This window comes from Geobacillus sp. WSUCF-018B, assembly GCF_002809985.1.
Classification (GTDB): domain Bacteria; phylum Bacillota; class Bacilli; order Bacillales; family Anoxybacillaceae; genus Geobacillus; species Geobacillus thermophilus.
Genome location: NZ_PIJF01000013.1, coordinates 1 through 24,477, shown reverse-complemented (window position 1 = coordinate 24,477; position 24,477 = coordinate 1). Strand labels below are relative to the sequence as shown.

Sequence of the window (24,477 nt, the reverse complement as noted above, 5' to 3'; positions counted from 1 at the left end):
GGAATGAATACGGAAGGGAGATGATCAACATGGGGACGGTCGATCCGATTCGCTACCCGATCGGAACGTTTCAAGCGCCGCAGCAGTTTGAGGCTGGGAAGGTGCAAGAGTGGATTGCTGCCATCCGCGGGCTGCCGAACGACTTAAGGGCCGCTGTTTCCGGCTTGAATGATGAGCAGCTCAACACGCCGTACCGCGACGGCGGCTGGACGGTGGCCCAAGTCGTCCACCATTTGGCCGATGCAAGCATGAACGCGTTTTTGCGCACGAAATGGGGAGTGACGGAAGACGACCCAACGGTGAAGCCGTTTGCGGAAAGCGAATGGGCGAAAACGGCAGATGCCCGCTCGCTGCCCATTGAACCGTCGCTTTTATTGCTTGACGGACTGCATGCACGGTGGACGACGCTGCTCGAGTCGATGACAGAAGCCGATTTTCATCGCCTCATCCAACCGGAAGGAGCGTTGCGGCCGATGCCGCTGTACGTATTGACCGCGCTGTATGCATGGCATGGCAGGCATCATACGGCGCAAATTGTGTCATTGCGGAAACGGAAAGGATGGTAAAAAGCCGCCGATTGGCGGCTTTTTTTACTCGATCGGCCGCACCGCTTGGGGCGGCCGATATATAGGCTCGCTCCGGAGAAAAGCCGCCTTTGCGCGGCTTTTTTCAAAAAACGTGCTGGACAAACATTTTTGTTAAACGAAAGCATACAGTTATGCTATACTGACAAATATTAAGGGACACGAAATACATATCGTACAAGGGGGATCGGTATGAATGCGCAACAAAGGCAAGTTGTTGCGGAACAGAAAGAAAAAATTTGGACGCGCAATTTTATTTTGATTTGCTTGGCCAACTTTTTCATTTTTCTTGGATTTCAAATGACGCTGCCGACACTGCCGCTGTTTGTCGAACACTTAGGCGGCAACGACCAGCTCATCGGCCTTGTCGTCGGGATTTTCACTTTTTCCGCACTTCTCGTCCGTCCGTTTGCCGGCCATGCGCTTGAGACGCGGGGACGGCGGTTTGTCTTTTTGCTTGGGCTGCTCATTTTTGTCGTTTCGGTCGGTTCGTACAGTGTCATCACCAGCATGCTTCTTCTCTTTTTGATGCGCGTCGTCCAAGGAATTGGCTGGGGGTTTTCGACAACGGCGTCCGGCACAGTGGCGACGGACATCATTCCGGCCAGCCGCCGCGGGGAGGGAATGGGTTATTACGGATTGTCAGGAAACATCGCCCTCGCTTTCGGTCCGTCGCTTGGGCTTGTGCTTGCCGCTATGATTCCGTTTAGCCATTTGTTTCTGATTTGCGCTCTGCTTGGCGTTGCTTCCGTATTGTTTGCGGCGGCCATCACCTATAAAAAAGTGGAGGGAAGGCCGCGCTATGAGACGAACAAGTGGGACCTTTACGAAAAAACGGCGCTCGTTCCGTCCGTGCTTCTCTTCTTTTTAACGGTGACGTTCGGCGGCATTGCTTCGTTTTTGCCGCTGTATACGGCGCAAAAAGGGATCGGCGGTTTGCAGCTGTATTTTTTGCTTTATGCGCTCGCCCTGATGGTGACGCGCACGTTCGCCGGCCAGCTGTATGACCGGAAAGGACATCGGGCTGTCTTTCTCCCAGGTGCGGGGCTCATTTTGCTTGCGATGCTGCTGCTCGCCTGGCTGCCGGGGGAATGGGCGCTGCTTTTGGCGGCAGTATTGTATGGCTTCGGTTTTGGCATGGTGCAGCCAGGGCTGCAGGCGTGGTCGGTTGAGCGGGCCCCTGTTCATCGGAAAGGAATGGCGAATGCAACGTTTTTCTCCTTTTTTGATTTAGGCGTTGGCATCGGGGCGATGGTGTTTGGCCAAATCAGCCACTGGTTCGGCTATCCGAGCATTTATGTAGCCGCCGCCGGTTCGGTGCTTGTTTCCATGCTCGTTTACTTGAGCGTGCTGCGCAAAGAACAACCTCTTCATCCGCGGCAAGAAAGAAACGCTTAAGGTTTGTCCTTAAGCGTTTTTCTTTAGCGCCGCGAGTGCACTTCGTAGATGGCAAATTTTAAATAGTCGCCTTCATCGGCGGCAAGCAGTTTCGGGTGGTCATAGCCGGCGCCGTTCCAGTACACTTGGCGGAGCACTTTTTTGGCGTCAAACGCCGCATCGGCGATCATCTCTTGGAACATGTGCGGGCGAACATGGTACGAACAGCTCGACGTGACGAAAAAGCCGCCGTCTTTGACGAGTTTTAACCCGTTCAAATTGATGTCTTTATAGCCGCGCAGCGCTTTTGGCACCGCGTGGGCCGATTTGGCGAACGCCGGCGGGTCGATGATGACGACATCCCACTGTTTGCCGGCTCGCACCGCTTCGCGCAAGTAATCGAATGCGTTGGCGACGACAAATTCTACATTTGTGAATCCGTTTAAGGCCGCATTTCGTTTTGCCGTCTCAATTGCATGCTCGGAAATGTCGACGGCGGTGGCATGCTTCGCTCCGTACAGGCAGGCGTTCAGCATAAATGAGCCGGTATGGGTGAAACAATCAAGCACCGTCGTCTCCGGGCCGATGAGCGGGCGGAGGGCGGCGCGGTTTTGCCGCTGGTCGAAGAAAAAGCCGGTTTTTTGCCCGTTTTCAATGTCGACAATGTATTTCACGCCGTTCTCCTCGATTTCCATCTCCGTCTCCGCTTCCCCGTACCAAAACCCTTTTTCCTGTTTGAGACCCTCAAGCTCCCGCACGGACACATCGTTGCGCAAATAAATGGCCCTTGGAGCGAACACGTCAAGCAAGCCGCGCAAAATCCACTCTTTGTGCACTTCCATCCCGAGCGCCAAAATTTGCACCACAAGCACGTCCTCATATTTATCGACGATGAGCCCCGGCAGAAAATCGGCCTCGCCGTAGACGGCGCGGCATGAACGGACGCCCGGGAGCATCCGTTCGCGATACGCCCAGGCGCGGCGGATGCGGTCGATGAAAAAGCGCTCATCGAGCTCGTCATCCGGGTTTTGCGTCAACACCCGGACGATGATTTGCGAGGCTGGATTGATGTAGCCTTTCGCCAACCAGTACCCTTGATGGTTATAGACATCGACAAAATCTCCCGGTGTGATGTCACCCTCGATACGGTCGACTTCGCTCTGAAAAATCCACGGATGGCCTTGTTCGAGCCGTTTTTTTCGCTGCCGCTTCAAGATCACTTTCGCCATCAGTTCCAACTCCCATCCGGTAATCAATCGTTGCGCTTTTATCATAGCGAATTGCGGAGCGCGGCGCAATGACAGCCGGAAAAAAAGGTTGACAACCGATGCGGCCGTGATATGATAAATGTAAAGAAAATTTCATCACGATCAGACATCCACTAGGGGGGCCTGTAAACAGGCTGAGATCAAAGTGTGACTTTGAGACCCTTAGCACCTGATCTGGGTAATGCCAGCGTAGGGAAGTGGAGGAGCTGCAGGCCGGCTTTGGCCGCATTGGAAAATCTGTATGCTCGCGCCGCTTTCTTTACGCGAATCGGTAAAGAAGGCGGCGCTTTTATTTTGGAAAAAGGGGGAATACGAATGTCGTTTGCAAGGCGCGTGCGCCAAGCGGCCGATCCGATCTGGCAGGCGAGTTTCCGCCATCCGTTTGTTCAGGAGCTTGGCCAAGGGACGCTTGCGCGCGAGAAGTTTCGCTATTACGTGATGCAAGATGCCTATTATTTGCGCCATTTTGCCCGTGTGCAGGCGATCGGGGCGGCGAAATCGCCGGATTTGGCGACGACGGCCCGGTTGGCGCACCATGCCCAAAGCACATGCGAAGCGGAATTGTCGCTTCATGAAACGTTTGCCGGACTGCTTGGCATCACCGAAGAGGAACGGGCTGCGTTCATGCCGGCGCCGACGGCTTACGCGTATACATCGCATATGTACCGGGCGGCGTATGAAGGGCATTTGGGCGATGTCATTGCCGCGATTTTGCCGTGCTATTGGCTGTATTACGAAATCGGTGAGCGGCTGAAAACGTGCCGGCCGAACGATCCGATTTATGAAAAGTGGATCAGTACATACAGCTCCGATTGGTTTCGCTCGCTTGTTGAGGAGCAGATCGACCGGCTTGACGCCATTGCCGTTGCCGTGACTGAGGAGGATCGGCGCCGGATGGAACAGCATTTTTTGATCAGCAGCGACTATGAGTATCAGTTTTGGGAGATGGCGTACCGACTGGAGCGGTGGCCATCGGCCGAGCTCGTGAAGAGCCGGTGAAACGGCGACAACACGAAAGGAAGAGTTTTCATGGGAACAACATCGAAAGGGTTGAAACTGGCCGATATTTTAACGACGATTGTGATTGCCGTTGTGTTCGGCGTCATTTACAAAGTGTGGGGGCCGTTGTATGAAGTGGTGAAAGTATTCGGGTTTCATGCCGATCAACTGATTTATGGCATGTGGTTTATCGCGTCGTCGCTTGCGTATTTGCTGATCCGCAAACCGGGGGTGGCGCTGCTTGCCGAGATCGCGGCTTCATCGGGCGAGTTGGTGATGGGGTCGCAGTGGGGGCTTGAGGTGTTGATTTATGGGGTTGTACAAGGGCTGTTTGCCGAGCTTGTCTTTGCGGCGTTCCGCTATCGGCGGTTTGACGTGTTTGTCGTGTCGCTCAGCGCCGTCGGCGCGACGGTCGGTTCGCTGATCATGGACTTTTACAAAGGATATATCGAGGCGCTCGCCCCGTGGAACATGGCGCTCTTTTTGCTGGCGCGTTTTGTCGGCGCCGTTCTTATCTCCGGCGTGTTCGCCGTTTCGCTGGCCAAGGCGCTTGAGAAAACCGGGGTGACGCAAATGTGGCGGCCGGCTTCCAAAGAGGACTATGATGCGCTGAACCGGTAAGGGGAATGACCGATGAAGCAAGCCATTGTCATCGAACAGCTGCGCCTGAAGTTTCCCGGGCATAGCGACTTATTGTTCCGCGATTTGTCGCTGTCCGTTGCTGCCGGGGAGAAAGTGCTTCTCCTCGGCCCGTCTGGATGCGGCAAGTCGACGCTTTTGCAAGTGATGGCCGGCATCATTCCCCACTCGATCGACGTGCCGATGAAAGCCGGGCGCCTTGAGCGGCCGGAACGATGGGGATATGTGTTTCAAGATCCGGATACGCAGTTTTGCATGCCGTATGCCGATGAGGAAATCGCGTTTGCCCTCGAAAATCGAAGTGTGCCGCGCCGCGAGATGCCCGCCCGCATCCGCTTGCTGTTGGACCAAGTCGGGTTGGCGATCGAACCGCACACCGACATTCATACGCTTTCCGGTGGGATGAAGCAGCGGTTGGCGCTCGCTTCTGTTCTTGCGCTTGAGCCGGATGTTTTGTTTTTGGATGAGCCGACGGCTTTGCTCGATGAGGAAGGGACGAAAGCCGTATGGCAGGCGGTGCGGGATGTGAGCCGGGACAAAACGGTCGTCATCGTCGAGCATAAAATCAGCCATGTTCTTGACTTCGTCGACCGGATTGTGTTGCTTGGCAGCGACGGGTGCATCATCGCCGATGGAGGAGCGAGGGAAGTATTTTCCCGATATAAGGACGTCATGACGGCGGAAGGCATTTGGCACCCGGACGTTTGGGAGGAATGCGGACCGATCGTGCGCCGGGAGGAAAGGCAGGAAGGCGAGGAGCTGATCCGCCTTCACCGTTTCCGCGGCTTTCGCGGCCGGGAGGTGAAAATCAGCGTACCGGAGGCGGTTGTGCGGGCGGGAGAATGGATCGCCGTCACCGGCCGAAACGGCGCGGGCAAAAGCACGCTTTTGCATGGGTTGATGCAACTGATTCGCACCGAAGGCGAATATACATTGTTCGGGGAGGATATCGAGCTCCGGCAGCCGCTTTACCGCCATATCGCGTTCGTGTTTCAAAATCCCGAATTTCAATTTGTCACCCATACTGTGCGCGATGAACTGGCGTATTCGCTGCGGCTTGAGGGGCGGCCTGAAGAGGAAATCAATGAGACGGTCACCCGCCTGCTCAGCGCGTTTGGCCTTGACGGAAAGGAAGAAGTGCATCCGTACCAGCTGTCAGTCGGGCAAAAACGGCGGTTGAGCGTGGCTGCTTCGATCGTCGCCGGCCAACGCCTCTTTTTGCTTGATGAGCCGACATTTGGACAGGATGCGAAAAACACGTTTGCGTTGTTGGCGATGTTGGAGTCATACCGCAGGCAAGGGGCGGCGATCATCATGGTCACCCACGACGAACAAATTGTCCGTCGTTTTGCGACGAGACGATGGGTGGTGGAAGACGGAGCGCTTGTTCGCGATGAGCGCCTCGCTGCTGTGGAGCCTGTATTGGCTGAAGGAGGAACATGGCGATGAACTGGGACATTCAGCGCCGTGAGACATGGCTTTATGAAGCGAACCCGAGTTTGAAGCTCATTGTGCTCGTCATGCTCTTTTTTGCGGTGTTGTTCATTCATAACCCGAACGTGCTCATCAATTTGTCGCTCGCCCTGTTCGTTTTGTTTTGCTTCGGCACCGGGTATCCAGCAAAGCTGCTTGTTTGGCTGTTTTTGCCGTTTTTCCTGATCTTTGTTTCCACTGCTTCATCGATGATGATGTTTGGCGAAGGGACGACAACGTGGTTTCGCTGGGGGCTCATCCACGTAACAGCGGAAAGCTTTTGGCGCGGCATGCATCTCGGATTTCGCGCCTTGGCGCTCGGGCTGTTAGGCTTGATTTTTTCCTTGACGACTCGGCCGGTGCAGCTGTTTTATTCGCTCATGCAGCAATTGAAGCTGAAACCGAAGTATGCGTACAGTTTTTTGGCGGCGGTCCGCCTGCTGCCGATCATGATTGAGGAGTTTCAAACGGTCCGGTATGCGCTGAGAGTGCGCGGCGTGCCAAACCGCGGCGGCCTTGGCAAAGTGAAGCGTTATGCCATCCCACTTTTGGCACAAAGCATCCGCCGCGCCCAGCGCATCGCCGTGGCGATGGAGGCGAAACAATTTTCCAACAGCGGCCAGCGTACGTTTTATTATGAAATCAAGTTTGGCAAATGCGATATTTGGTTTGTCGTCTTGACCGTTGCGTTGTTGGTTGCCGCTTATTATGCGGGCGTCCATTACCCGTATATTTCAGTCCATGATGTACGGTAGGCAGAAAGAAAGGGATTGTGATGGGGGCTCTTCACTTCATTTCCACCGGGCGGCAAACAGCCGACGAATTCGCGGCCATTTGTGCGCGTATCCATCCGTATGCGGATGCCATTCACATTCGCGAGAAAGAAAAAACGGCGCGCGAAGTGGCCGAGTTTGTCGCCGCGCTGCTTTACGCCGGGGTGCCGCCGCAAAAAATCATCGTCAATGACCGGGTTGATGTCGCCGCTGTCTACGGTGTCAAAGGTGTGCAGCTTGCTTATCACAGCCTGCCGGTGCGCGCCGTCCGCCGTTCGTTTCCGGACTTGACGGTTGGTTGCTCGGTGCACGGGTCGGAGGAGGCGAAACAGGCCGAACAGGATGGCGCTCACTTTTGTTTGTATGGCCATATTTTTCCGACGGACAGCAAGCCCGGTTTGCCGCCGCGCGGTCTGGACTCGCTTGCGGAAATCGCGGCCGCCGTGTCCATTCCAGTCATCGCCATTGGCGGCATTCACGCCGGCAACGCCTGCCGGGTGATGGAGGCCGGTGCCGCGGGAGTGGCGGTGTTATCGGCTGTCTTTTTAGCGCCTGATCCGGTTGTGGAAGCAAGACGTTTGGCGCAAATCGTGAGAGGGGAGAGGAAAAATGGGGGCACATTATGATGTCGTCGTTGTCGGCGGCGGGGTGATTGGGGCGGCCATCGGTTTTGAGCTCGCCAAGCGGCGGCATCGCGTCGCCATTTTTGAAAAAGGAACGATGGGAAGCGGGGCGTCAAGCGCGGCGGCCGGTATGCTGGGGGCGCAATCCGAGTTTTCGACGTCAAGCCCGCTTGTGCCGCTTGCCTTGCAAAGCCGAGCTCTCATGCCGGCCTTGGCTGAAGAGCTGAGGGAGAGGACCGGCATCGATATCGGCCTTGTCGAAAAAGGATTGATCAAACTAGCGACAACGGAAGAGGAAGCAGACGATCTCTATCGCCATTATACATTTTGGCGGGGCATAGGCGAACCGGTGCAGTGGCTCACGAAAGGGGAGGCGCTTGAAATGGAGCCGCGTCTTGCGGCGGAAGCGCTTGCCGGCGCGATGTACATCCCTGGCGATGGGCAAGTGAGCGCTCCGGATTTGGCCGCCGCTCTTGCCTATGCCGCCGCCTCCGCCGGCGCTTGTCTGTACGAGTATACGGAAGTGTTCGACATCCGTTCCGACAGCAGTGGGCATGTGTTAGACACAACAGGCGGGACGTTTGCCGCCGAGGCGGTCGTCATCGCTTCCGGCGCTTGGGCGGCGCGGCTCGGCGCGCGGGTCGGGCTTTCGCTTTCCGTTTATCCGGTCAAAGGAGAATGCGTCATGGTGCGCGCCCCGGTTCCGTTGTTGCAAACGACTGTATTTGCGAAAAACGGCTGCTACATCGTTCCGAAATCAGGAAACCGGCTGCTCATCGGAGCGACGTCCACGCCCGGCACGTTCGATCGACGTGTATCGGCCGGTGGGGTGATGAACTTGCTTCACCGCGCCGCCCATCTTGTTCCGGACATCGAACAGGCGGAATGGGTGGCATCATGGAGCGGCATTCGGCCGCAGACCGAAGACGGCTTGCCTTATCTAGGCGAGCATCCGGAGCGGCGCGGGATATTTGTCGCTGCCGGACATTACCGGAACGGCATTTTGCTCAGCCCATTGACCGGTCTGCTTGTCGCCGACTTAGTGGAGCGGAAAGAGACGGCGTTTGATCTTGCGCCATTTTCGTTGACACGCCATATCGGAAAGGTGGGGGTGGAATGACGTTAGTGATTAACGGGGAGACGGTCGCCGTGCCCGACGAGGTGAAAACGGTGGGCGATTTGCTTGCCCATTTCCGGCTTGAGAACAAGCTTTGCATCGTCGAAGTCAATGTCCGCATCATCCAAAAACATGAGTATGGGACGACGGTGCTATGCGATGGTGATCGCGTGGAAATCGTTCATTTTGTAGGAGGCGGTTGATGATGTTGAAAATTGGCCCATATGAATTTTCTTCGCGGCTGTTGCTCGGCACGGGCAAATATCCGAGCTTGGACGTGCAAAAAGAAGCGGTGGAAGCATCAGGGGCGGAAATTTTAACGTTCGCCGTCCGGCGGATGAACATCTTTTCCCCGGAGCAGCCGAACTTTTTAGAGCAGCTCGATTTAAGCAAATATAAGCTTTTGCCGAACACCGCCGGGGCGAAAACGGCCGAAGAAGCGGTGCGCATCGCCCGACTCGCCAAGGCATCCGGATTGTGTGATATGATAAAAGTAGAAGTGATCGGCTGCGACAAAACGCTTCTTCCCGACCCGGTTGAGACGTTAAAAGCAGCGGAAATGCTGCTTGAGGAAGGGTTTATCGTCTTGCCGTACACATCCGATGATGTCGTGCTGGCGAAGCGGCTAGAGGAGCTTGGCTGCCATGCGATCATGCCGGGGGCATCGCCGATCGGGTCTGGGCAAGGCATCCTTAACCCGCTCAATTTGAGCTTTATCATTGAGCAGGCGAACGTGCCGGTGATCGTCGATGCCGGCATCGGCGGGCCGGCCGATGCGGCGCTGGCGATGGAGCTTGGCGCGGATGGGGTGCTCTTGAACACCGCTGTTTCCGGCGCGGCCGATCCAGTGAAAATGGCAAAAGCGATGAAGCTGGCGGTGGAAGCGGGACGGCTCGGTTATGAAGCCGGGCGCATCCCGAAAAAACGATACGCGTCAGCAAGCAGCCCAACGGAAGGAATGAGTGTTGTTTGAATGAACGGTATTCCCGGCAGCAACTATTTGCACCGATTGGCGAGGAAGGGCAAAAGAAAATACGGGGAAAGCATGTCGTGTTAGTCGGCGCCGGAGCGCTCGGCACAGGCAACGCCGAAGCGCTCGTTCGCGCCGGCATCGGCAAATTGACAATCATTGACCGCGATTATGTCGAATGGAGCAATTTGCAACGCCAGCAACTGTACAGCGAAGCGGATGCGAAAGAGCGGCTGCCGAAGGCGATCGCCGCCAAACGGCGCCTTGAACAAATCAACAGCGAGGTTGAGATCGAGGCCATTGTCGGCGACGCCGGCCCAGAAGAATTGGAAACGATCGCCCTCAAGCAACGCCCTGACTTATGGATCGATGCGACAGATAATTTTGATACGCGCCTTGTCCTCAATGACGTTGCCTACAAGTACAACATTCCGTGGATTTATGGCGCTTGTGTCGGCAGTTATGGTTTAAGCTGCGCCTTCATTCCGAACCGCACGCCTTGTTTGTATTGCTTGCTTGAAACGGTGCCGCAAGGGGGATTGACGTGCGATACGGCCGGCATTATCAGCCCAGCGGTGCAAATGGTTGTCAGCTATCAGATGGCTGAGGCGTTGAAAGTTTTAGTCGAGGACTGGGCCGCGCTGCGCGGCAAGCTCGTTTCGTTTGATCTTTGGACGAATGAATACGCCTCCATTCGCATTGACGGGGTGAAAAAGGACGGTTGCCCGACGTGCGGACGTCATCCATCTTATCCGTTTCTTTCCTATGAACAACGGACGAAGACTGCCGTCTTGTGCGGGCGCGATTCTGTGCAAATCCGTCCGCCTGCCCCGCGCCAGTACGACTTGAATGAATTGGCGGAGCTGTTTCGCCGCCAAGGGCTTCAAGCGGAAGCGAACCCGTATCTTGTCTCCGTTTCGCTCGGCGACAAGCGATTGGTTGTCTTTCGCGACGGCCGTGCGCTTGTGCACGGCACGAAAGACGTGCAGGAGGCAAAGGCGATCTATTACCGCTATTTAGGTTGAAACGAGGGAAAATGAAATAAGGGCGTCCATTGATGGGAGGACGCCCTTGTTTTGTTCATCAAACTGTCAAAAAGACACCCTTCTCCTCCCTGCTTTTCCCGCCGGCAATATGGTACGATGAAAGAGGGGAAGAAAAGGGAGGGGAAGACGAATGGCCGAGTGGTCGGTGACATTCAACATTGCCTCATTGCTTGTTCTTGTGTATTTGATTGGTTCCTGTTGGCTTGAATCATGATGCGCCTCGGTTCATCCGGCGCATTTTTCTTTTTGGTTGTCTGGATTTATATGGAAGGACAACTCGCCAGCTATAGTCAGTTGGCGAAAAATTTGTTATATTTAAGGTAAGGAACGGAAACGGCTGCCGATAGCCGCGCAGCCTCATTCCGCCCGATGCCGAAAGTTTTGCTTCAGCAGGCATGTTTTGGGAAAGGAATGGATATGAATAACATAGTCATGTTCCGATAGGAGTGTGAAGATTCGTTGGAAGAGTGGCCGTTAAGGTTGTTCGGTTGGTTTTTCCTTTTCTTGCTCGCGAACGCATTGTTTGCATCGGCTGAGGCGGCGTTTTCATCCGCCAGCAAAACCCGGTTAAAACACTACGCGGAAGAGCATTCAAACAACAAGCGGCTTCAAGCAGTGGTCGGGCATCTTGACCGTGCATTGTTAGCGCTTGCTATGGCCAGCCGTCTAACAGGCATCATCGCGGTGGCGCTATTTATCGAGATCGCTGCTTCTCTGCTTGGGGAGCAGACCGGTTTATTTGTCGCCATTGCGGTCATGACCGTTTTGTCTGTCGTCTTCGGTGAAATTTTGCCAAAATCGATGGCGAAAGAGTACGCGGAGCCGCTCGCCATCCGGTATGCCGGCCTGGCCTATGGGCTGATGAAGCTCATGGCGCCGATTACGGCATTGTTTCAAGCCCTGAAAGAGCGTATGACCCGGCGATTCGCCAATGGGGTGGCTGTGCCGGCCGTCACGGAGGAAGATATTAAGGTGATGGTCGAGCTGAGCGAAGAAGAAGGGGTTATCGACAACAAGGAAAAAGAGCTGATTCAACGTTCGCTCGATTTTGATGAAATTTTAGTCGGAGAAATTTTTACGCCGCGCGCCGATATGGTGGCGGTCGAGGTCAACCAGCCGATTGAAGAGATTCGCGATGTATTTTTGGAGGAAAAATATTCCCGAATCCCGGTCTATGAAGGGGATATTGACAACGTAATCGGCATTTTGTCGGAAAGCGACTTTTTCAGCGAACTTGTCCAAAAGCGTGACGTGTGCGTCCGCGAGCTGTTGCGCCAGCCGCTGTTTGTCGTCGAATCGATGAAAGTGTCTGATTTGCTGCCGGAGCTGCAAAAAAGCAAAGTGCATATGGCGATCGTTGTTGACGAGTTCGGCGGCACGGCCGGCTTGATTACGCTTGAGGATATTCTTGAGCAAATCGTCGGCGAAATATGGGATGAGCATGATGAAGCGGTAAAAACCGTGCGTCAAATCGATGAACATAGTTTTGAATTCAGCGCTGAACTGCCGCTTGACGAATTTTGCGAAGTGATGAACATCGACGTGCCGGAAAGTGAATCGCATACGTTGGGCGGCTGGATTTTTGAAATGTTTGAGCGCATTCCGGCGGTCGGCGAAACGTTGCAATACGGCCCGCTGACGTTGACCGTCCGCCAAGTCGACAACCGTCGCATCCGCAAAGTGCTTGTTTCCTTGAGCCAGCAACCGCTCGCCGAGCAGGCGGGGGGCGTCTAGGCGCTTTCGGACCGCATGAATATAGAAGAGCCCCAGGCTGACTGCCTGGGGCTTTTGCCATCTATTATGAAGTTGTCTGTCAACCGGTTATTGAATGTTGCCGAATTGGCCGCCGAGTTGTTGTTGAGCCATCGCTACAAGGCGTTTGGTAATTTCCCCGCCGACCGAACCGTTTGCGCGCGAAGTCGTGTCAGCGCCAAGGTTCACACCAAATTCTTGGGCGATTTCGTACTTCATTTGGTCGATCGCTTGTTGGGCACCAGCGACGAGCAGTTGGTTATTGTTGTTGTTGCGTGCCATAGTTGATCATCTCCCCTTAGAAATTTTGATGGCTGGGTTGGCTGGATTTGCACCAGCGCTGCACGCGAAGAAGCGTGCTGCCAAGCTTGGCTGAACCCAACGGCCCACCTGCTTTTGCGTTCGCCAGCGGAAGTGTTTTGGCAGGCGGCCTGTTTCGCTGGCGGTACTCATAGTTTGGAACGTTTTTTGCCCGTTATTCACTGCGATAATATGGTAATTTTTTACGTTTTATCGACGCCATCATTAGGAAATATGTAAAAGTAAGAGGCGTCTTAGAGGAGGAAGCAGCATGAATGTGTGCCCGCTTTGCAACGGGCTGCGCCGGGTGACGGTGTATTGCAGCTATTGCCGGCAGCCGATGGAAGACCAAGGGAAAGTGACGGATTATTTCGATGACTACAGTCCGTACATGGATGCGGATGTGATGAAGCTTGCTGACGGTTACCCGCACACATATCGAAACCACGAATGCGTCCATCTGTTCTATTGCCCGCACTGCCGGGAGGAGGAGGTGCGGTTCATTAGAGAATAGGCTCTAGCGATGCGCTAGAGCCGAATGAGTCTATATACAAACAATGGGGGGAGCTTACTTCTCATCCGCCGCCCGGATGCGCCGCTCCGTCTCGACGTCAAAGAAATGCGCTTTGTTCATATCAAGCGCAAGGTCGATGCGGTGGCCCGGCTTGATTTCCGTGCGGGCGTCGATGCGAGCGACCAATTCTTGGTTGTCGATGCTAAAATAGATCATCGATTCAGCGCCAAGCAGCTCAGCGACTTCAACATGCGCGGTAATTTTTGTCGTTGGCGATGCCTCCAAGAAGAGCGGCTCATCATGAATGTCTTCCGGACGGATGCCCAAAATGACTTCCTTGCCGACGTACCCTTGCTCACGCAACACTTTCATTTTCCCTTCTGGCACGCCGAATGTCGTCTGGCCGACGACAAACTTGCCGTCTTGCAGCGTTCCTCTAATAAAGTTCATCGCTGGCGAGCCGATAAAGCCGCCGACGAAGATGTTTTCCGGTTTCTCATACACTTCGCGCGGCGTTCCGACTTGCTGGATGACGCCGTCTTTCATGACGACGAGGCGGGTGGCCATCGTCATCGCTTCCGTTTGGTCATGGGTGACGTAAATCGTTGTCGTTTCAAGACGCTGATGGAGTTTGGCGATTTCCGAGCGCATTTGCACGCGTAATTTGGCGTCCAAGTTTGAAAGCGGTTCGTCCATTAAAAACACTTTCGCATCGCGGACGATGGCGCGTCCCAATGCTACGCGCTGCCGCTGTCCGCCGGAGAGCGCCTTCGGTTTGCGGTCCAAATATTGCTCGAGCCCAAGAATGCGCGCCGCCTCGCGGACGCGTTTGTCAATTTCCGCTTTCGGGAATTTGCGCAGTTTTAAACCGAACGCCATGTTGTCATAGACGCTCATATGCGGATAAAGGGCGTAGTTTTGGAATACCATGGCAATATCGCGGTCTTTGGGCGGTACATCGTTCACTCGTTTTCCATCGATGTAGAGATCGCCTTTAGAAATTTCCTCCAGGCCTGCAATCATCCGCAATGTTGTCGACTTGCCGCAGCCGGACGGACCGACAAAGACGATGAATTCCTTATCTTGAATATGTAAGTTAAAATCTTTTACAGCCGTGACGTTGTTATCGTAAATCTTATACACATGATCCAACACGAGTTCCGCCATCACGAATCCCCCTGTATTGAAATCGTTTTCTCACACTCATATTATATAGATGAATGTAAATATTCGTAAATGGACAAGGTGCACAAAAAAAAGCCGCCCGTTTTCGGCAACATGACGGGGAAGCGTCCGCTGCTACGCACGGCGTTGGTGCAAAATAGCCAAATAGGCAGCCGCGGCGCCTTTAAACCGCTTGATGTCAATGCCGGTTTGCTCGGCCCATTTGTCGATCCGATATTGCAAGCTATTGCGGTGCATATATAGTTTTTTCGCCGCCATGGAGACGTTTAAATTGCACTCTAAAAATGTTTCCATGGCGCGCACTTCCTCTTCGCCCAGCCCATCGAGAAACGATAAAATTTGCCCTGTCTTGCCGTCGCCCGCTGCGCTTTCAAGGAGTGGAAGCGGAATGACGTCCTCCCATTCGTACACCGTCTGTTTCGGCCAAAAGCGCCGGGCGGCGGCAAAACATTGCTGCTCGAGAAGGAACGACTCGTACAGCTCCCCGTTCACCGGGCGAACGGGGCCGATCAGCAAATGCATCGTCGCATAAAAATCGGCGGCGAGCGCATCCGCCATTTCGGCCAGCAAGAGCGGCTCGGCCGTCCGTTTTTGTTTGGCCTCAATCAGTAGCCCGCGCTTGTCTTCATTCCAAACGATCAGCACCCGCGAGGCAAATAGGTTGTGGATCGTTTCGGCAAATTCCTGTTTGTTGGCGATCGGGCGATTGACGAGAAAATGAATGAACCGGCAGTATGGGGCAGAGAGCATCGCAGGAGCGTCGGGGCGGCCGGTGGCCATCCATTGTTTCCACGCCCGTTCTTCTTCGCTTTCCGGCTCCCGCCGGCGGTTGGCTGGGGTCAATAACAGCGCCAACAGCTGCCGCTCTCGTTCCGTCAACCGCTCTTTGGCGATGCCCACCTCATCGCCCTCGGCGGTGTAAAACCATTCGTACGCCTCGGGATCGGCCGGTTGACCGTTGATGATAATGTCCCCTTTATAAAGTGATTCGAGCTCTTTTAACATCACGGCGCCCCCTTTTCTACCTTTTTTCATTCATTATAACAGAAAGGCCGATTTTCCTGGTGGACAGGAAAATCGGCTCCGTTTACTCGCCGGCGTCGTATGGCGGTTCTTCTTTGACCAGGTCGCGCGCTTCTTCGATGTTGACCTCATCGCCGCGGCCGTGCACGACGCCGCCAGCCATCCCTTCATTAATCATGCGGTCAATATCCATGTAATATTCATCGCGCCCCTCATATAAGGCGTCTTGGCGCCCCGCTTCGTTCCGCTCCATGGTTTCACTCCTTCCTCATCGTTTTTTCCTAGTTTGTCCGAAACAGGCATAGACTATCCGCTTCGCTCATATGGATGAAAGAGGACTGGCAAGAAGGAGGGAAATAGGGTGGTTGCTGTGATCAAACAATTGCTGGAAACGACCGCTGCGGCTGAAGAAAAAGCTCGTCAGTTGGCAGCGCTTGAAGAAGACGGGCAAACATGGGAAACGTATTTCGCCGAGGTTCAGCGACAACGTCAACTTTGGCAGTATGTTCACCATTTGATGACCGGTGCAGGCTGGGGTGAGAGAAAGAAACAGCAAGAAGCGGCCAGCGCTGGCCGCTTCGAGTTGCTGCAAGCGCTGACCGCCGATGAGTGGAAAAAAGCGAAGCTGTGCCGACAAGTAAGTCAGCGTTTAAGCGGAGCCGTCCGGCAGGCGGCAGACGGTGTGCTGCAGCAGGCGCTTCGTTATAGCAAAGAATTTTTTGCTATGGCGCAAGATGAGCTAGTTCGGCAAACAGTCGATTGAGCCGCTGAAGCCGACGTGCTTCAATATCCGGCTCGTCAAAAGCCATCGGTTTGGCGTTTATTTCATAAATGTAAAGCTCCTGCTGTTTTCCGACGCCGATGTCGGCAGAAAATTCGCCGACAAGGCCGAACTGCTCGTTGAGGCGTTCGCCGCTCCAGGCGATGAGGCGCTCGAGCGCCTGTTCATCAATGCGGCTTTGAATTTCCGAATACGGAAGGATCGTTCCGCCGTGAAATACATGGGTTGTCAACGACCGAGGGCCGGCGAGGCGGACGCCGACGCCGGTGATCGTATGGCGATGGCGCTGCCAGTGGGCGAGCACGCGCAAATCGTAACGGCGCCCGTTCCATGTGTCTGTACAGGCGGCTGCTTGAACAATATAACGATGGGATTGGACAAGCGGCTCTAGCTCGTCGAGCGACCTTACCCGTTTTTGGCCGCGGGGGGATTCGCATATGGCTCCCGCCCCAGGCGAGGCGGTGAGACGGAGCAATCCGCTCCCCCTTGCCCCGTCGTCTCGTTTCAAGTAAATACAGCCGTATTGATGGAGCCAAGAGTGAACATCAGCCAACGAACGGACCGGCGCCGTTGGCAGCAGGTGAGGCCAAAGACGGCGGTCCGTCTGCAGCGCGCGGCAAACGTCCGATTTGCGGAAAAAAGAGCGGTTGACGAGCGGGATGCCATGGGAGGCAAGCCGGGCGGCTGCTGTTTGAAACGGCTTGCTCTGTTCTTCTTCCCGGCTTTTGACTCGGTTGTAGACGACGTCCGGCAACGGAGTGGACGATTCGACAAACCGTTCGAGCGCCGGGGCGAATACATAACCGGAGACCATGTTCTCGCCAATGCCGGCCGCGGTGCTGACGATGGCGATGCCGCCATCGGCATGAAGCGAGCGTATGACGGTCTCCACCCATGGTTTCCTTCCGCCAAGCAAAGCCGAAATGGATGATTTGCTCACCAATATGCCGACAAGCGGCCCGACCCGCCCGTTTTGCTCGTTGACCGCAAAGGTAAGATCGGGGAGGGAGGCGGCGGCGGCAAGCTCGCCGCGGCCGAACCGATAGAAGCCGTCCGGCCGCCTGCTCACCCATTCATTGGCGTCGCGCCGGTAACCGATCGTGATCATAGTCCAAACGCCTCTGGATCGATGATGGCCGTTTTGCTTAGATGGACCGCATAGGCAAGCGGCAGCAGCGCCGTCCGCTCATCAGCCTCCTTGAGGCCCGGGTGTTTAAAGATGGAGCGCCCCGGTTTGGAATTGGCTTCAAACATCCAAATGTTCCCCTGCTCATCTACCCCAAAATCAAAACCGATTTCGCCAATTAACGTGTCTGATGTTTCATCGAGGCAACGGCTAAGTGTCAAGGCGGCGTCGCGGAGGCGGGCGAGCACCGTTTCGCGCTTGGCGGTGTTTGGAAAAATTTCTTCCAATGTTTTGACCATGCCGCCGCTGTTCATATGGGTCGTAATGCTTTGCCGCCCGGCTATTTTGGCGGCGACGGCGCTTACTTGCCATTGGCCGTTTTCATTTTTGTTCGTATGGACGCGGAAATCTGTCGGCCGTCCGTTGATGGTGATGAGCGGGACGGCTTGCTGAATGACGTAACGATGAAGCGGGGCGTGGGCGAGCAAATGATGCCATAGCGCCATGGCGGTCGGAAACAGCGTTGTTTTCGTTTCGCCGTGTTCGTCACGAAAGCGGCATTCGTATGCATCCTTTTTTTTCACCAAATGGTAAATGCCGCGCCCGAGGCTGCCATCAGCCGGTTTCACATACGCTCCCGTATACCGGTTGAGAAACTGTTCGATCGTCTGCCGCGTGACATAGGCGGAGGTTTCCGGCAAATATGGCCGTGCGTCGCGATGGACGGCAAGCCGGCGGTACACCTCCCATTTATTGAAAAAGCGCCCGTTGAACACTGGAATGCCATAGGCGGTCTGCAGCGTTTTCGTCACGGTTTGGAACATGTCGTCATTTTCAATGCGCCGGTTCGGCAGGCGGTTGTAAATCACCGTCGGCAACGGAACCGTATGCCGTTCCCAACCGCGTTCCGTGTAAAAATAGCCGTTGACCGTTCCATGCTCCCAGTCGATATGAGGAAGGCCAAACAAGAAGGCGAACCCGCCGACTTGTTTTTCTTGCGCTAACAGTTTGGCGAAGAAAAAACTGCGCCCTCCGACCGGACGATGGGGCGACTTGGTAAATCCAGCGGTGAAAACGCCGACGAGCGGTCCGATATGGACGGCTTCGTCAGTCAAAAACACGTGCACCTTAGCGGCAAACGGGATCAACAGACGCTGGGCGACATCGCCGGCGACGATGATGCTGTCGGACGGTCCGGAAGATGAGATGATCGTGCACGGAGCGAGGAAGCTGCCAAAGGCAACGGCTGTTCGTCCGTCCGCTTTCAGTGAGGAGGGAAGGATAACTGTATTGGACTCGTTGTCATCAATGACCAATGGATAGATCATCGGTTGGCCACCTCGCTCGCCAAAAACCGGCAATACCGAAGCGGCGCTTCGTAAATATCGTTTTGCTGCTCTGGCGGAAGAAGGCTGATGATTTTCCTTCCCGGCTTGGAATTGACGTCCAAAATCCAAACCGCTCCGTTGTCAGCAACGCCGAGATCCAGACCGATTTCAAACAGCGGACCGAGTTCATTGTCCATATAAGCCGGCAACGTACGGATGATCGTGTCAATGCCATCCAGTACTAAGATGCGTTTCGAAGAAGGAAGGTGGTCGAACCAGTCAGCGAACGGGCGCATGTCTGCACCAGCACGGAGATTGGCCACCCACGTTCCAGGGCGTCCGATGCGCACAGCCCGCACCCGTTCAACCCAGCGTCCGGTTTCATCTTTTTGCAGCAGAAAGCGAAGGTCGAACGGTTCTCTTACCTCGGTGGAGAGGGAGAGAAGCGGTTGAAGCGCATAGCCGTCCCGGCGCTGCAAGGAAGCGACGAATTGTTCAAGTTCGTTTCGGCGGGTGATCACGGCCCGCTCTTGGCCGCACCCGTCTTGAACGGACAATGTCTTCCCTTTCTTTTGGATAATATAAATGCCGCGTCCGCCAGAGCCGTGCACCGGTTTGGCGACGATGGCTTGTTCATGGCGAAGGAGATCAAGCACGTGATCGGCGCGCTCAAGACGGACGGTCGGCGGCACATATGCCGACAACAGCGGATGGGCGGAAAGCGTCTCATAGACGCTCCACTTGCCGGGCAGGCCATAGCCTAAAAACGTGACATCCGGGCGTTGCTTCAGCCAATGCATAATCGGTTTCGCTTTTTTGGAACGGTCGTCGTGGCCGTAAAAGCAACGGTCGTACAAAAACGGCGGAATGGGAAAGACGGCATCGGTCCATTCCCCACTTTTGTCATCAAAGACGACACCGCGGACATTTTCCGTTCGCGGGTCGATCGCCAGCGGCGAAAAACGGTATATGGAAATGCCATACTGCTTGGCGCGGCGGGCTACCTCGGTGCAGTACGCGCTTTCCTGTTGCTCATCAAGGGTGACAAAACCGAGTGAAATCAATGTCGTTCACTCCTTTTCTTCCATCAATGTCAGGCAATAATCAATCACGGCTTTCGCGGATGGGCGCACCGTTTGTTGAGAAAACGTCATTTCCGCCTGTTTGGACGGTTTTGTATTCACTTCGATGATCCATGGCCGTCCGTTCCTATCGATCGCCAGATCAATGCCGAGCTCCCCATACAGCCCCTCTGCTTCAACGGCCAAGACGGCCGCCGCTTCAAGCGCAATTTCTTTCAACAACTGTTTTTGTTGAAAGGCGTCTGTTTTCGTATACCATTGGCGCAAAACGGTGCTGATAGGCAGCATCTCCCCGCCGCGGGCGAGATTGGCAACAAACTGCTCGGGAGGGGCCGCGCGGGCGACCGCTGACGTGACGCGCCAATCGTTGTGGCGGATGCGATGGCAAAGAAGGCGAAAATCGACAGGGCGGCCGTCAAGCGTTTGAAGTTCAAGGCCTTGCTGGATGATCATCGGCGTCCGGATTTGTGGCTGCAAGGCAGAAACGGCCGCGGCAACCGAGCGGTATAGCGCCGATGACGAAGAGGTGGAACGGCGGAGACAAATTCCTTCATCGGTGCATTCAATGCGGAAAATCCCCCGCCCTTGGCTTCCGTGCACAGGCTTGAGAAAGACGGACGGGAAGGCGGCGAGAAACGCCTCGAGTGAGTCTTGGCCGTCCCACAGCGCCGTTTTCGGCAAGTACGGATGCAAGTACTCATGCCGCTCCAAATAACGGTGCACCTCCCATTTATGCAAAAAGCGGCGGTTGAACATCGCCCCGTCTTCCTCGTCAAGCCGGGCGAGCAGCTGCTGAAAGGCAGGCGCATATTCAGACTTGCGGGAGTGAAGGCGGTTGTAGACGACGTTCGCCCGCGGCACGTCCCCCTTGATCCATTCGCTGCCGGTTAACCGATATCCGGTGTGCTGCAAATAGAGTGACGGCGATGTGACATAAACAAAAAGGCCGTGCGTTTCTCCATATTTTGCCAATTCCTCACAAAAAAGGTGGATGGAGCCAAAAGAGGCCCGTTCCCGGTCTTCCTTTATTTCAGTCAATACGGCAACGGTTCGTTGGTTGCTCATCGCAGTCCCTCATTTGCGCATTTGTCAGGCAAGTTCTATAATGAACAATTAGGCAAACGTTTATATCGTATCGTATGATGAGAGCCGCTGTTTGGTGACAGCGGCACGGATGAAAGGGGAAGGCGATGGGGACGTTCATTTATTTGTCGTTTATGGTGGCGGTTGGAGCGCTTATCGGCGGGGTGACGAATTTGATCGCCATTGTCATGTTATTCCGCCCGCACGAGCCGATGTACTTGTTTGGGAAACGGCTGCCGTTTACGCCCGGCTTGATTCCAAAACGGAGGCGGGAACTGGCGGAACAGCTTGGGAAAACGGTTGTCGAGCATTTGGTGACGCCGGAAGGGCTCCGGCGCAAGCTCAACGATTCAGCCTTCATGGCGGGGGTGGTCGAGGAAGGACGGAAGTGGCTGAAACGGTGGCTGGCGCGCCGGGAGACGCCGGCGCAGTTGCTTGAGCGCCTCGGCATTCGTTCTCCGGATGAGCGTCTTGAGGCGTTGGCGGCCGGACAAGCCGCGCAGGCGTATGAGCGATGGAGCCAAACGTGGCGCACGCGGCCGATTCGTGATATACTGCCGCTTGAGTTGAAGGAAACGATGGAAGCGCGCATCGAGCAGCTGGCCGGCTACTTGGCCGACCGGGCGCTCGAGTATTTCAGCAGCGTAGAAGGAAAACAACAGCTTTCCGGCATGATCCAACGCTTTTTTCAAGAGCGGGGAATGGTCGGGGGCGTGCTGCAAATGCTGCTTGGCAATGTCAATTTAGTGGATAAAGTGCAGCCGGAAATCGGCAAATTTTTGCGCCATGCCGGCACAAGGGCGGCGATCGCCCGCCTCCTTTGGACAGAATGGAACAAATGGATCGACTATCCGCTGGCAACGGTGGAGGAGATGGTCGGACGAAGACGCATGAGCGAGGCGGTGCAGGCCGCAGCCCGCGGCCTCGTCCGGGGAAGCGGCTGGCTGCACCGCCCGCTCGCCGATCTTCTTGCGCCATATGAACAGGACGTACTCGACCGGTTCGTTCCGCAGGCGGCTGCCGCTGCTGTCCGCCTGCTCGGCGATCAGATGGAGTCGGTTGTGGCGCAGCTTGGATTGGCAGATGTCGTTCGTGATCAAGTCGAATCGTTTTCGCTCCGAAGGCTGGAGGCGATCATTTTGGCCATCGCCCGACGCGAGCTGAAGATGATCACCTATTTAGGCGCTGTGCTTGGTGCAATGATCGGCGCCGTCCAGGGCATGATCGGCCTATGGTTGTAGCAGCGAGTCATATGACCGCCGACTGGCGCATACGCTAGAACGTAAACGATATTGAAGTGGGAGGCTTCTTCTTATGTCCGAATCTCTTCGTGCGCTCGCAAGACAGCTTGAACAGGCGATCCGGGCGAGCGAGCCGTTTCAGCAGCTGAAACAGGCGTACGATCATGTCCGACACGACGACACCGCCTATCGGCTATTTGCTAACTTCCGTGACATTCAGCTTCGGCTGCACGAAAAACAAATGCGTGGAGCCGCTATTTTGCCGGATGAAATTGAACAGGCGCAAAAGGCGATGGCGCTTGCCCAGCAAAATGAGAAACTGGCCCGTCTGATGGCGCTCGAGCAGCGAATGAGCATGACGATCGCGGAAGTGCAACAAATCGCCATGAAGCCGCTTGAAGAGCTGCACCGTTCATTTATGGAAGGAAGGTAGGAAAAACACCCGGTCGGGTGTTCTTTTTTTGTCCGTTTCGTCATAGTCATAAAAATGATAAGGAATGCAAAGCCGCCCCCAGCTTGCTGGCGGCGGCAAGAGAGGTTGAGACGGACAAAAGGGGGAGACAGCCGTGTATAAGCTGTTGGCGCTCAACATTGACGGAACGATTTTAAAAAACAACGGCCGCCTGCCGCGCGAGACGAAGGAGGCGGTCGACTATGTGAAGCGAAAAGGGGTTTATGTGACGTTAATGACCAGCCGCAATTTGCTTTCCGCCCGCAAAGTGGCGAAAGCGCTGCGGCTTGACGGGATGCTCATCGCATTTCAGGGAGCGATGATCGCCAGAACGCTTGATGACAAGCTGTTTGACGCCGTGATCCCTGAGGAGCGGACGTTTAATATTGTGCAAATTTTGGAAAATTTCAACTGCAACATCCGCCTCATGCATGAGCGGTATTCGCTCGGCAATCGGAAGAAAGTGAAGAAAAACCTTGTCGTGCAAACGGTTCTCTCCTCAAGCGACCCGTTTTTCTATCCGACCCAATTTGTCGATTCACTTGGCGATGTGCTGATCGACGAACCGATCGCTGTGCCGAAAATTGATGTATATTTTGCTACAGACGAAGAGAGGGATGCAGCGGCCGCTTTATTGACGAAATCGATTCCGTCCATTGATATGATTATGCAGCCAAACGGAAAAATGGAAATTGTCCCGCAAGGAGTGTCTAAACTAGCCGGGCTGCGCCGGCTGGCTCAACATATCGGCGTGTCGTTGAAAGAAACGGTTGTCATTGGCGACGGCCTTGACGATTTGCCGGCGATTGAAGCGGCTGGGCTCGGCGTCGCCATGGGGAACGCGCCGCTTGAGGTGAAGCGGGCGGCCGACTGGGTGACGCGTTCGAACGAACAGCTCGGCGTCGCCTACATGGTGAAAGAACATTTCCGCAAACAGCAACGGATCGAGTTTTTGCAAAAACTCAAAACGAAACAGTAAGCAGCTTGAACGGGGAGCGAACCGTGAGCGGACAACTGGCGTTTGCCGTTTTCACGAAAATCATAAAAATGAGGCCGGAGCGAATGCCCGGCTTTGTTCATTTTATATCTCACATTTCGCACCCTTCCGACGAAAATCGGGAGGATTTTTTCATTCCGATGTCGAATGAATCCTTGACACACAAGGAATGTAAAGGAGTTTTTCTCTCATGAATGTGAAAGTCAAAGGGGTCTATCGTAATGATTATTTGAATATAATAAGTGTTCTAGTCAAAAAACTGGACATCCCCCACTTGATTGACCATCTTGTACCCGTCGATCCACAGTGCCAAACACGAGTCAGCGATGCCGTTCAGGCCATCCTTTACAATCTATTTGACGGCCGGCAAGCCCTGGTTCACTTAGAACGATGGGCTCAGGAGATCGATCTAGGAGGCTGGTGATTTAGTACAAAATGCTGCTAGTTCCAGATATTTCTCAATTAGAAAAACCTTGCGAAATCAGCCTTCTTTTTTGGCGAAATGCCGCTGATTTGCTCGTGACAACCGTTTTTCACCGGCCTTCTAGAGAAACTCATCCGTCCCGGTCTCCAACCTTCCTGGTTGAACGACGATGCCTTGGCTCGTCATCTCGATCGCCTGTATGAGGCTGGCATTCACAACGTCATCAGCACTTGCTTGATTCACATTTATCGCAAAGAAGGCCTTTCCCTCCGAGCCTTTCACGCCGATACGACGGACAAGACGGTTTACGGCGCGTATGAA

26 protein-coding genes, 1 pseudogene and 1 riboswitch are annotated in these 24,477 nt (G+C 54.8%); of the genes and pseudogenes, 18 read left to right on the top strand and 9 right to left on the bottom strand.

Annotated elements, in window-relative coordinates; genetic code table 11:
• Positions 1-29: 29 nt before the first annotated feature.
• Positions 30-566: a YfiT family bacillithiol transferase gene (locus CV944_RS05805; protein WP_100659418.1), complete on the top strand. Its 537-nt coding sequence runs from the start codon at positions 30-32 to the stop codon at positions 564-566.
• A gap of 210 nt (positions 567-776) precedes the next feature.
• Entirely contained in the window at positions 777-1,982 is a 1,206-nt protein-coding gene (locus CV944_RS05800; RefSeq protein WP_100659419.1) for an MFS transporter, read from the top strand.
• Between the two features lie 23 nt (positions 1,983-2,005).
• Here CV944_RS05800 and CV944_RS05795 read toward each other — a convergent pair whose 3' ends face one another.
• The gene (locus CV944_RS05795) at positions 2,006-3,190 is read right to left on the bottom strand and encodes a class I SAM-dependent rRNA methyltransferase (RefSeq protein WP_100659420.1); all 1,185 of its coding nucleotides are present in this window, start codon (positions 3,188-3,190) and stop codon (positions 2,006-2,008) included.
• A gap of 144 nt (positions 3,191-3,334) precedes the next feature.
• Positions 3,335-3,442, top strand: a riboswitch (TPP riboswitch).
• A 102-nt stretch (positions 3,443-3,544) separates the two neighbouring features.
• On the opposite strand from CV944_RS05795, the gene tenA reads away from it, so the two are divergent.
• From tenA to CV944_RS05740, 10 genes are all read left to right on the top strand, one after another.
• A complete protein-coding gene (gene tenA / locus CV944_RS05790) occupies positions 3,545-4,228 on the top strand; it encodes a thiaminase II (protein ID WP_100659421.1) in 684 nt (227 codons plus the stop codon).
• Between the two features lie 30 nt (positions 4,229-4,258).
• Complete coding sequence (locus tag CV944_RS05785) at positions 4,259-4,849, top strand: ECF transporter S component (protein WP_044745052.1); 591 nt, start codon at positions 4,259-4,261, stop codon at positions 4,847-4,849.
• 12 nt (positions 4,850-4,861) lie between these two features.
• Positions 4,862-6,316 (top strand): ABC transporter ATP-binding protein, encoded by a 1,455-nt coding sequence (locus CV944_RS05780; protein WP_063210556.1) that lies wholly within the window; start codon positions 4,862-4,864, stop codon positions 6,314-6,316.
• Positions 6,313-7,095 (top strand): energy-coupling factor transporter transmembrane component T family protein, encoded by a 783-nt coding sequence (locus CV944_RS05775; RefSeq protein WP_033011047.1) that lies wholly within the window; start codon positions 6,313-6,315, stop codon positions 7,093-7,095. Before CV944_RS05780 ends, CV944_RS05775 begins: the two co-directional genes overlap by 4 nt.
• Before the next feature lie 20 nt (positions 7,096-7,115).
• A complete protein-coding gene (gene tenI / locus CV944_RS05770) occupies positions 7,116-7,739 on the top strand; it encodes a thiazole tautomerase TenI (RefSeq protein ID WP_100659422.1) in 624 nt (207 codons plus the stop codon).
• A complete protein-coding gene (gene thiO / locus CV944_RS05765; protein ID WP_100659423.1) occupies positions 7,723-8,856 on the top strand; it encodes a glycine oxidase ThiO in 1,134 nt (377 codons plus the stop codon). The genes tenI and thiO overlap by 17 nt, the downstream gene beginning before the upstream one ends.
• Positions 8,853-9,056, top strand: coding sequence for a sulfur carrier protein ThiS (thiS, locus tag CV944_RS05760; protein ID WP_011230128.1), 204 nt, complete (start codon positions 8,853-8,855; stop codon positions 9,054-9,056). Before thiO ends, thiS begins: the two co-directional genes overlap by 4 nt.
• 2 nt (positions 9,057-9,058) lie before the next feature.
• Complete coding sequence (locus CV944_RS05755; protein WP_063330480.1) at positions 9,059-9,826, top strand: thiazole synthase; 768 nt, start codon at positions 9,059-9,061, stop codon at positions 9,824-9,826.
• Complete coding sequence (locus CV944_RS05750) at positions 9,823-10,848, top strand: thiazole biosynthesis adenylyltransferase ThiF (protein WP_100659424.1); 1,026 nt, start codon at positions 9,823-9,825, stop codon at positions 10,846-10,848. Before CV944_RS05755 ends, CV944_RS05750 begins: the two co-directional genes overlap by 4 nt.
• A gap of 480 nt (positions 10,849-11,328) precedes the next feature.
• The gene (locus CV944_RS05740; RefSeq protein WP_100659425.1) at positions 11,329-12,603 is read left to right on the top strand and encodes a hemolysin family protein; all 1,275 of its coding nucleotides are present in this window, start codon (positions 11,329-11,331) and stop codon (positions 12,601-12,603) included.
• 87 nt (positions 12,604-12,690) lie between these two features.
• Here CV944_RS05740 and CV944_RS05735 read toward each other — a convergent pair whose 3' ends face one another.
• A complete protein-coding gene (locus CV944_RS05735; protein WP_011230133.1) occupies positions 12,691-12,903 on the bottom strand; it encodes an alpha/beta-type small acid-soluble spore protein in 213 nt (70 codons plus the stop codon).
• Positions 12,904-13,192: 289 nt separating this feature from the next.
• On the opposite strand from CV944_RS05735, the gene CV944_RS05730 reads away from it, so the two are divergent.
• A complete protein-coding gene (locus tag CV944_RS05730; RefSeq protein ID WP_094239628.1) occupies positions 13,193-13,435 on the top strand; it encodes a hypothetical protein in 243 nt (80 codons plus the stop codon).
• Between the two features lie 54 nt (positions 13,436-13,489).
• Here CV944_RS05730 and CV944_RS05725 read toward each other — a convergent pair whose 3' ends face one another.
• The 3 genes from CV944_RS05725 to CV944_RS05715 all read right to left on the bottom strand — a co-directional run bounded on the left by CV944_RS05725 (position 13,490) and on the right by CV944_RS05715 (position 15,896).
• On the bottom strand, positions 13,490-14,602 hold the full coding sequence (locus CV944_RS05725; protein ID WP_100659426.1) for an ABC transporter ATP-binding protein: 1,113 nt from the start codon (positions 14,600-14,602) through the stop codon (positions 13,490-13,492).
• A 132-nt stretch (positions 14,603-14,734) separates the two neighbouring features.
• The gene (locus CV944_RS05720) at positions 14,735-15,625 is read right to left on the bottom strand and encodes a PucR family transcriptional regulator (RefSeq protein ID WP_100659427.1); all 891 of its coding nucleotides are present in this window, start codon (positions 15,623-15,625) and stop codon (positions 14,735-14,737) included.
• An 82-nt stretch (positions 15,626-15,707) separates the two neighbouring features.
• Positions 15,708-15,896: a hypothetical protein gene (locus CV944_RS05715; RefSeq protein ID WP_033011064.1), complete on the bottom strand. Its 189-nt coding sequence runs from the start codon at positions 15,894-15,896 to the stop codon at positions 15,708-15,710.
• Between the two features lie 108 nt (positions 15,897-16,004).
• On the opposite strand from CV944_RS05715, the gene CV944_RS05710 reads away from it, so the two are divergent.
• The gene (locus CV944_RS05710) at positions 16,005-16,406 is read left to right on the top strand and encodes a hypothetical protein (RefSeq protein WP_033011066.1); all 402 of its coding nucleotides are present in this window, start codon (positions 16,005-16,007) and stop codon (positions 16,404-16,406) included.
• On the opposite strand, the gene CV944_RS05705 is transcribed toward CV944_RS05710, so the two are convergent.
• The 4 genes from CV944_RS05705 to CV944_RS05690 are packed head-to-tail and all read right to left on the bottom strand — an operon-like array spanning position 16,366 to position 21,025.
• On the bottom strand, positions 16,366-17,532 hold the full coding sequence (locus CV944_RS05705; RefSeq protein WP_100659428.1) for a YheC/YheD family endospore coat-associated protein: 1,167 nt from the start codon (positions 17,530-17,532) through the stop codon (positions 16,366-16,368). The two genes, CV944_RS05710 and CV944_RS05705, sit on opposite strands and share 41 nt — an antisense overlap.
• Complete coding sequence (locus tag CV944_RS05700) at positions 17,529-18,878, bottom strand: YheC/YheD family endospore coat-associated protein (protein WP_047817844.1); 1,350 nt, start codon at positions 18,876-18,878, stop codon at positions 17,529-17,531. Before CV944_RS05700 ends, CV944_RS05705 begins: the two co-directional genes overlap by 4 nt.
• Entirely contained in the window at positions 18,875-19,942 is a 1,068-nt protein-coding gene (locus CV944_RS05695) for a YheC/YheD family endospore coat-associated protein (protein ID WP_100659429.1), read from the bottom strand. Before CV944_RS05695 ends, CV944_RS05700 begins: the two co-directional genes overlap by 4 nt.
• Positions 19,943-19,948: 6 nt before the next feature.
• A complete protein-coding gene (locus tag CV944_RS05690) occupies positions 19,949-21,025 on the bottom strand; it encodes a YheC/YheD family endospore coat-associated protein (protein WP_044745063.1) in 1,077 nt (358 codons plus the stop codon).
• Positions 21,026-21,150: 125 nt separating this feature from the next.
• On the opposite strand from CV944_RS05690, the gene CV944_RS05685 reads away from it, so the two are divergent.
• The 4 genes and pseudogenes from CV944_RS05685 to CV944_RS17945 form a co-directional block, all read left to right on the top strand.
• Positions 21,151-22,284, top strand: a complete 1,134-nt coding sequence (locus CV944_RS05685) for a DUF445 domain-containing protein (RefSeq protein ID WP_094239632.1) — start codon at positions 21,151-21,153, stop codon at positions 22,282-22,284.
• A 73-nt stretch (positions 22,285-22,357) separates the two neighbouring features.
• On the top strand, positions 22,358-22,717 hold the full coding sequence (locus tag CV944_RS05680) for a YlbF/YmcA family competence regulator (RefSeq protein WP_100659430.1): 360 nt from the start codon (positions 22,358-22,360) through the stop codon (positions 22,715-22,717).
• A 133-nt stretch (positions 22,718-22,850) separates the two neighbouring features.
• A complete protein-coding gene (locus CV944_RS05675; RefSeq protein ID WP_100659431.1) occupies positions 22,851-23,714 on the top strand; it encodes a Cof-type HAD-IIB family hydrolase in 864 nt (287 codons plus the stop codon).
• A 208-nt stretch (positions 23,715-23,922) separates the two neighbouring features.
• A pseudogene (locus CV944_RS17945) lies at positions 23,923-24,477 on the top strand (DUF4277 domain-containing protein); the annotation flags it as partial.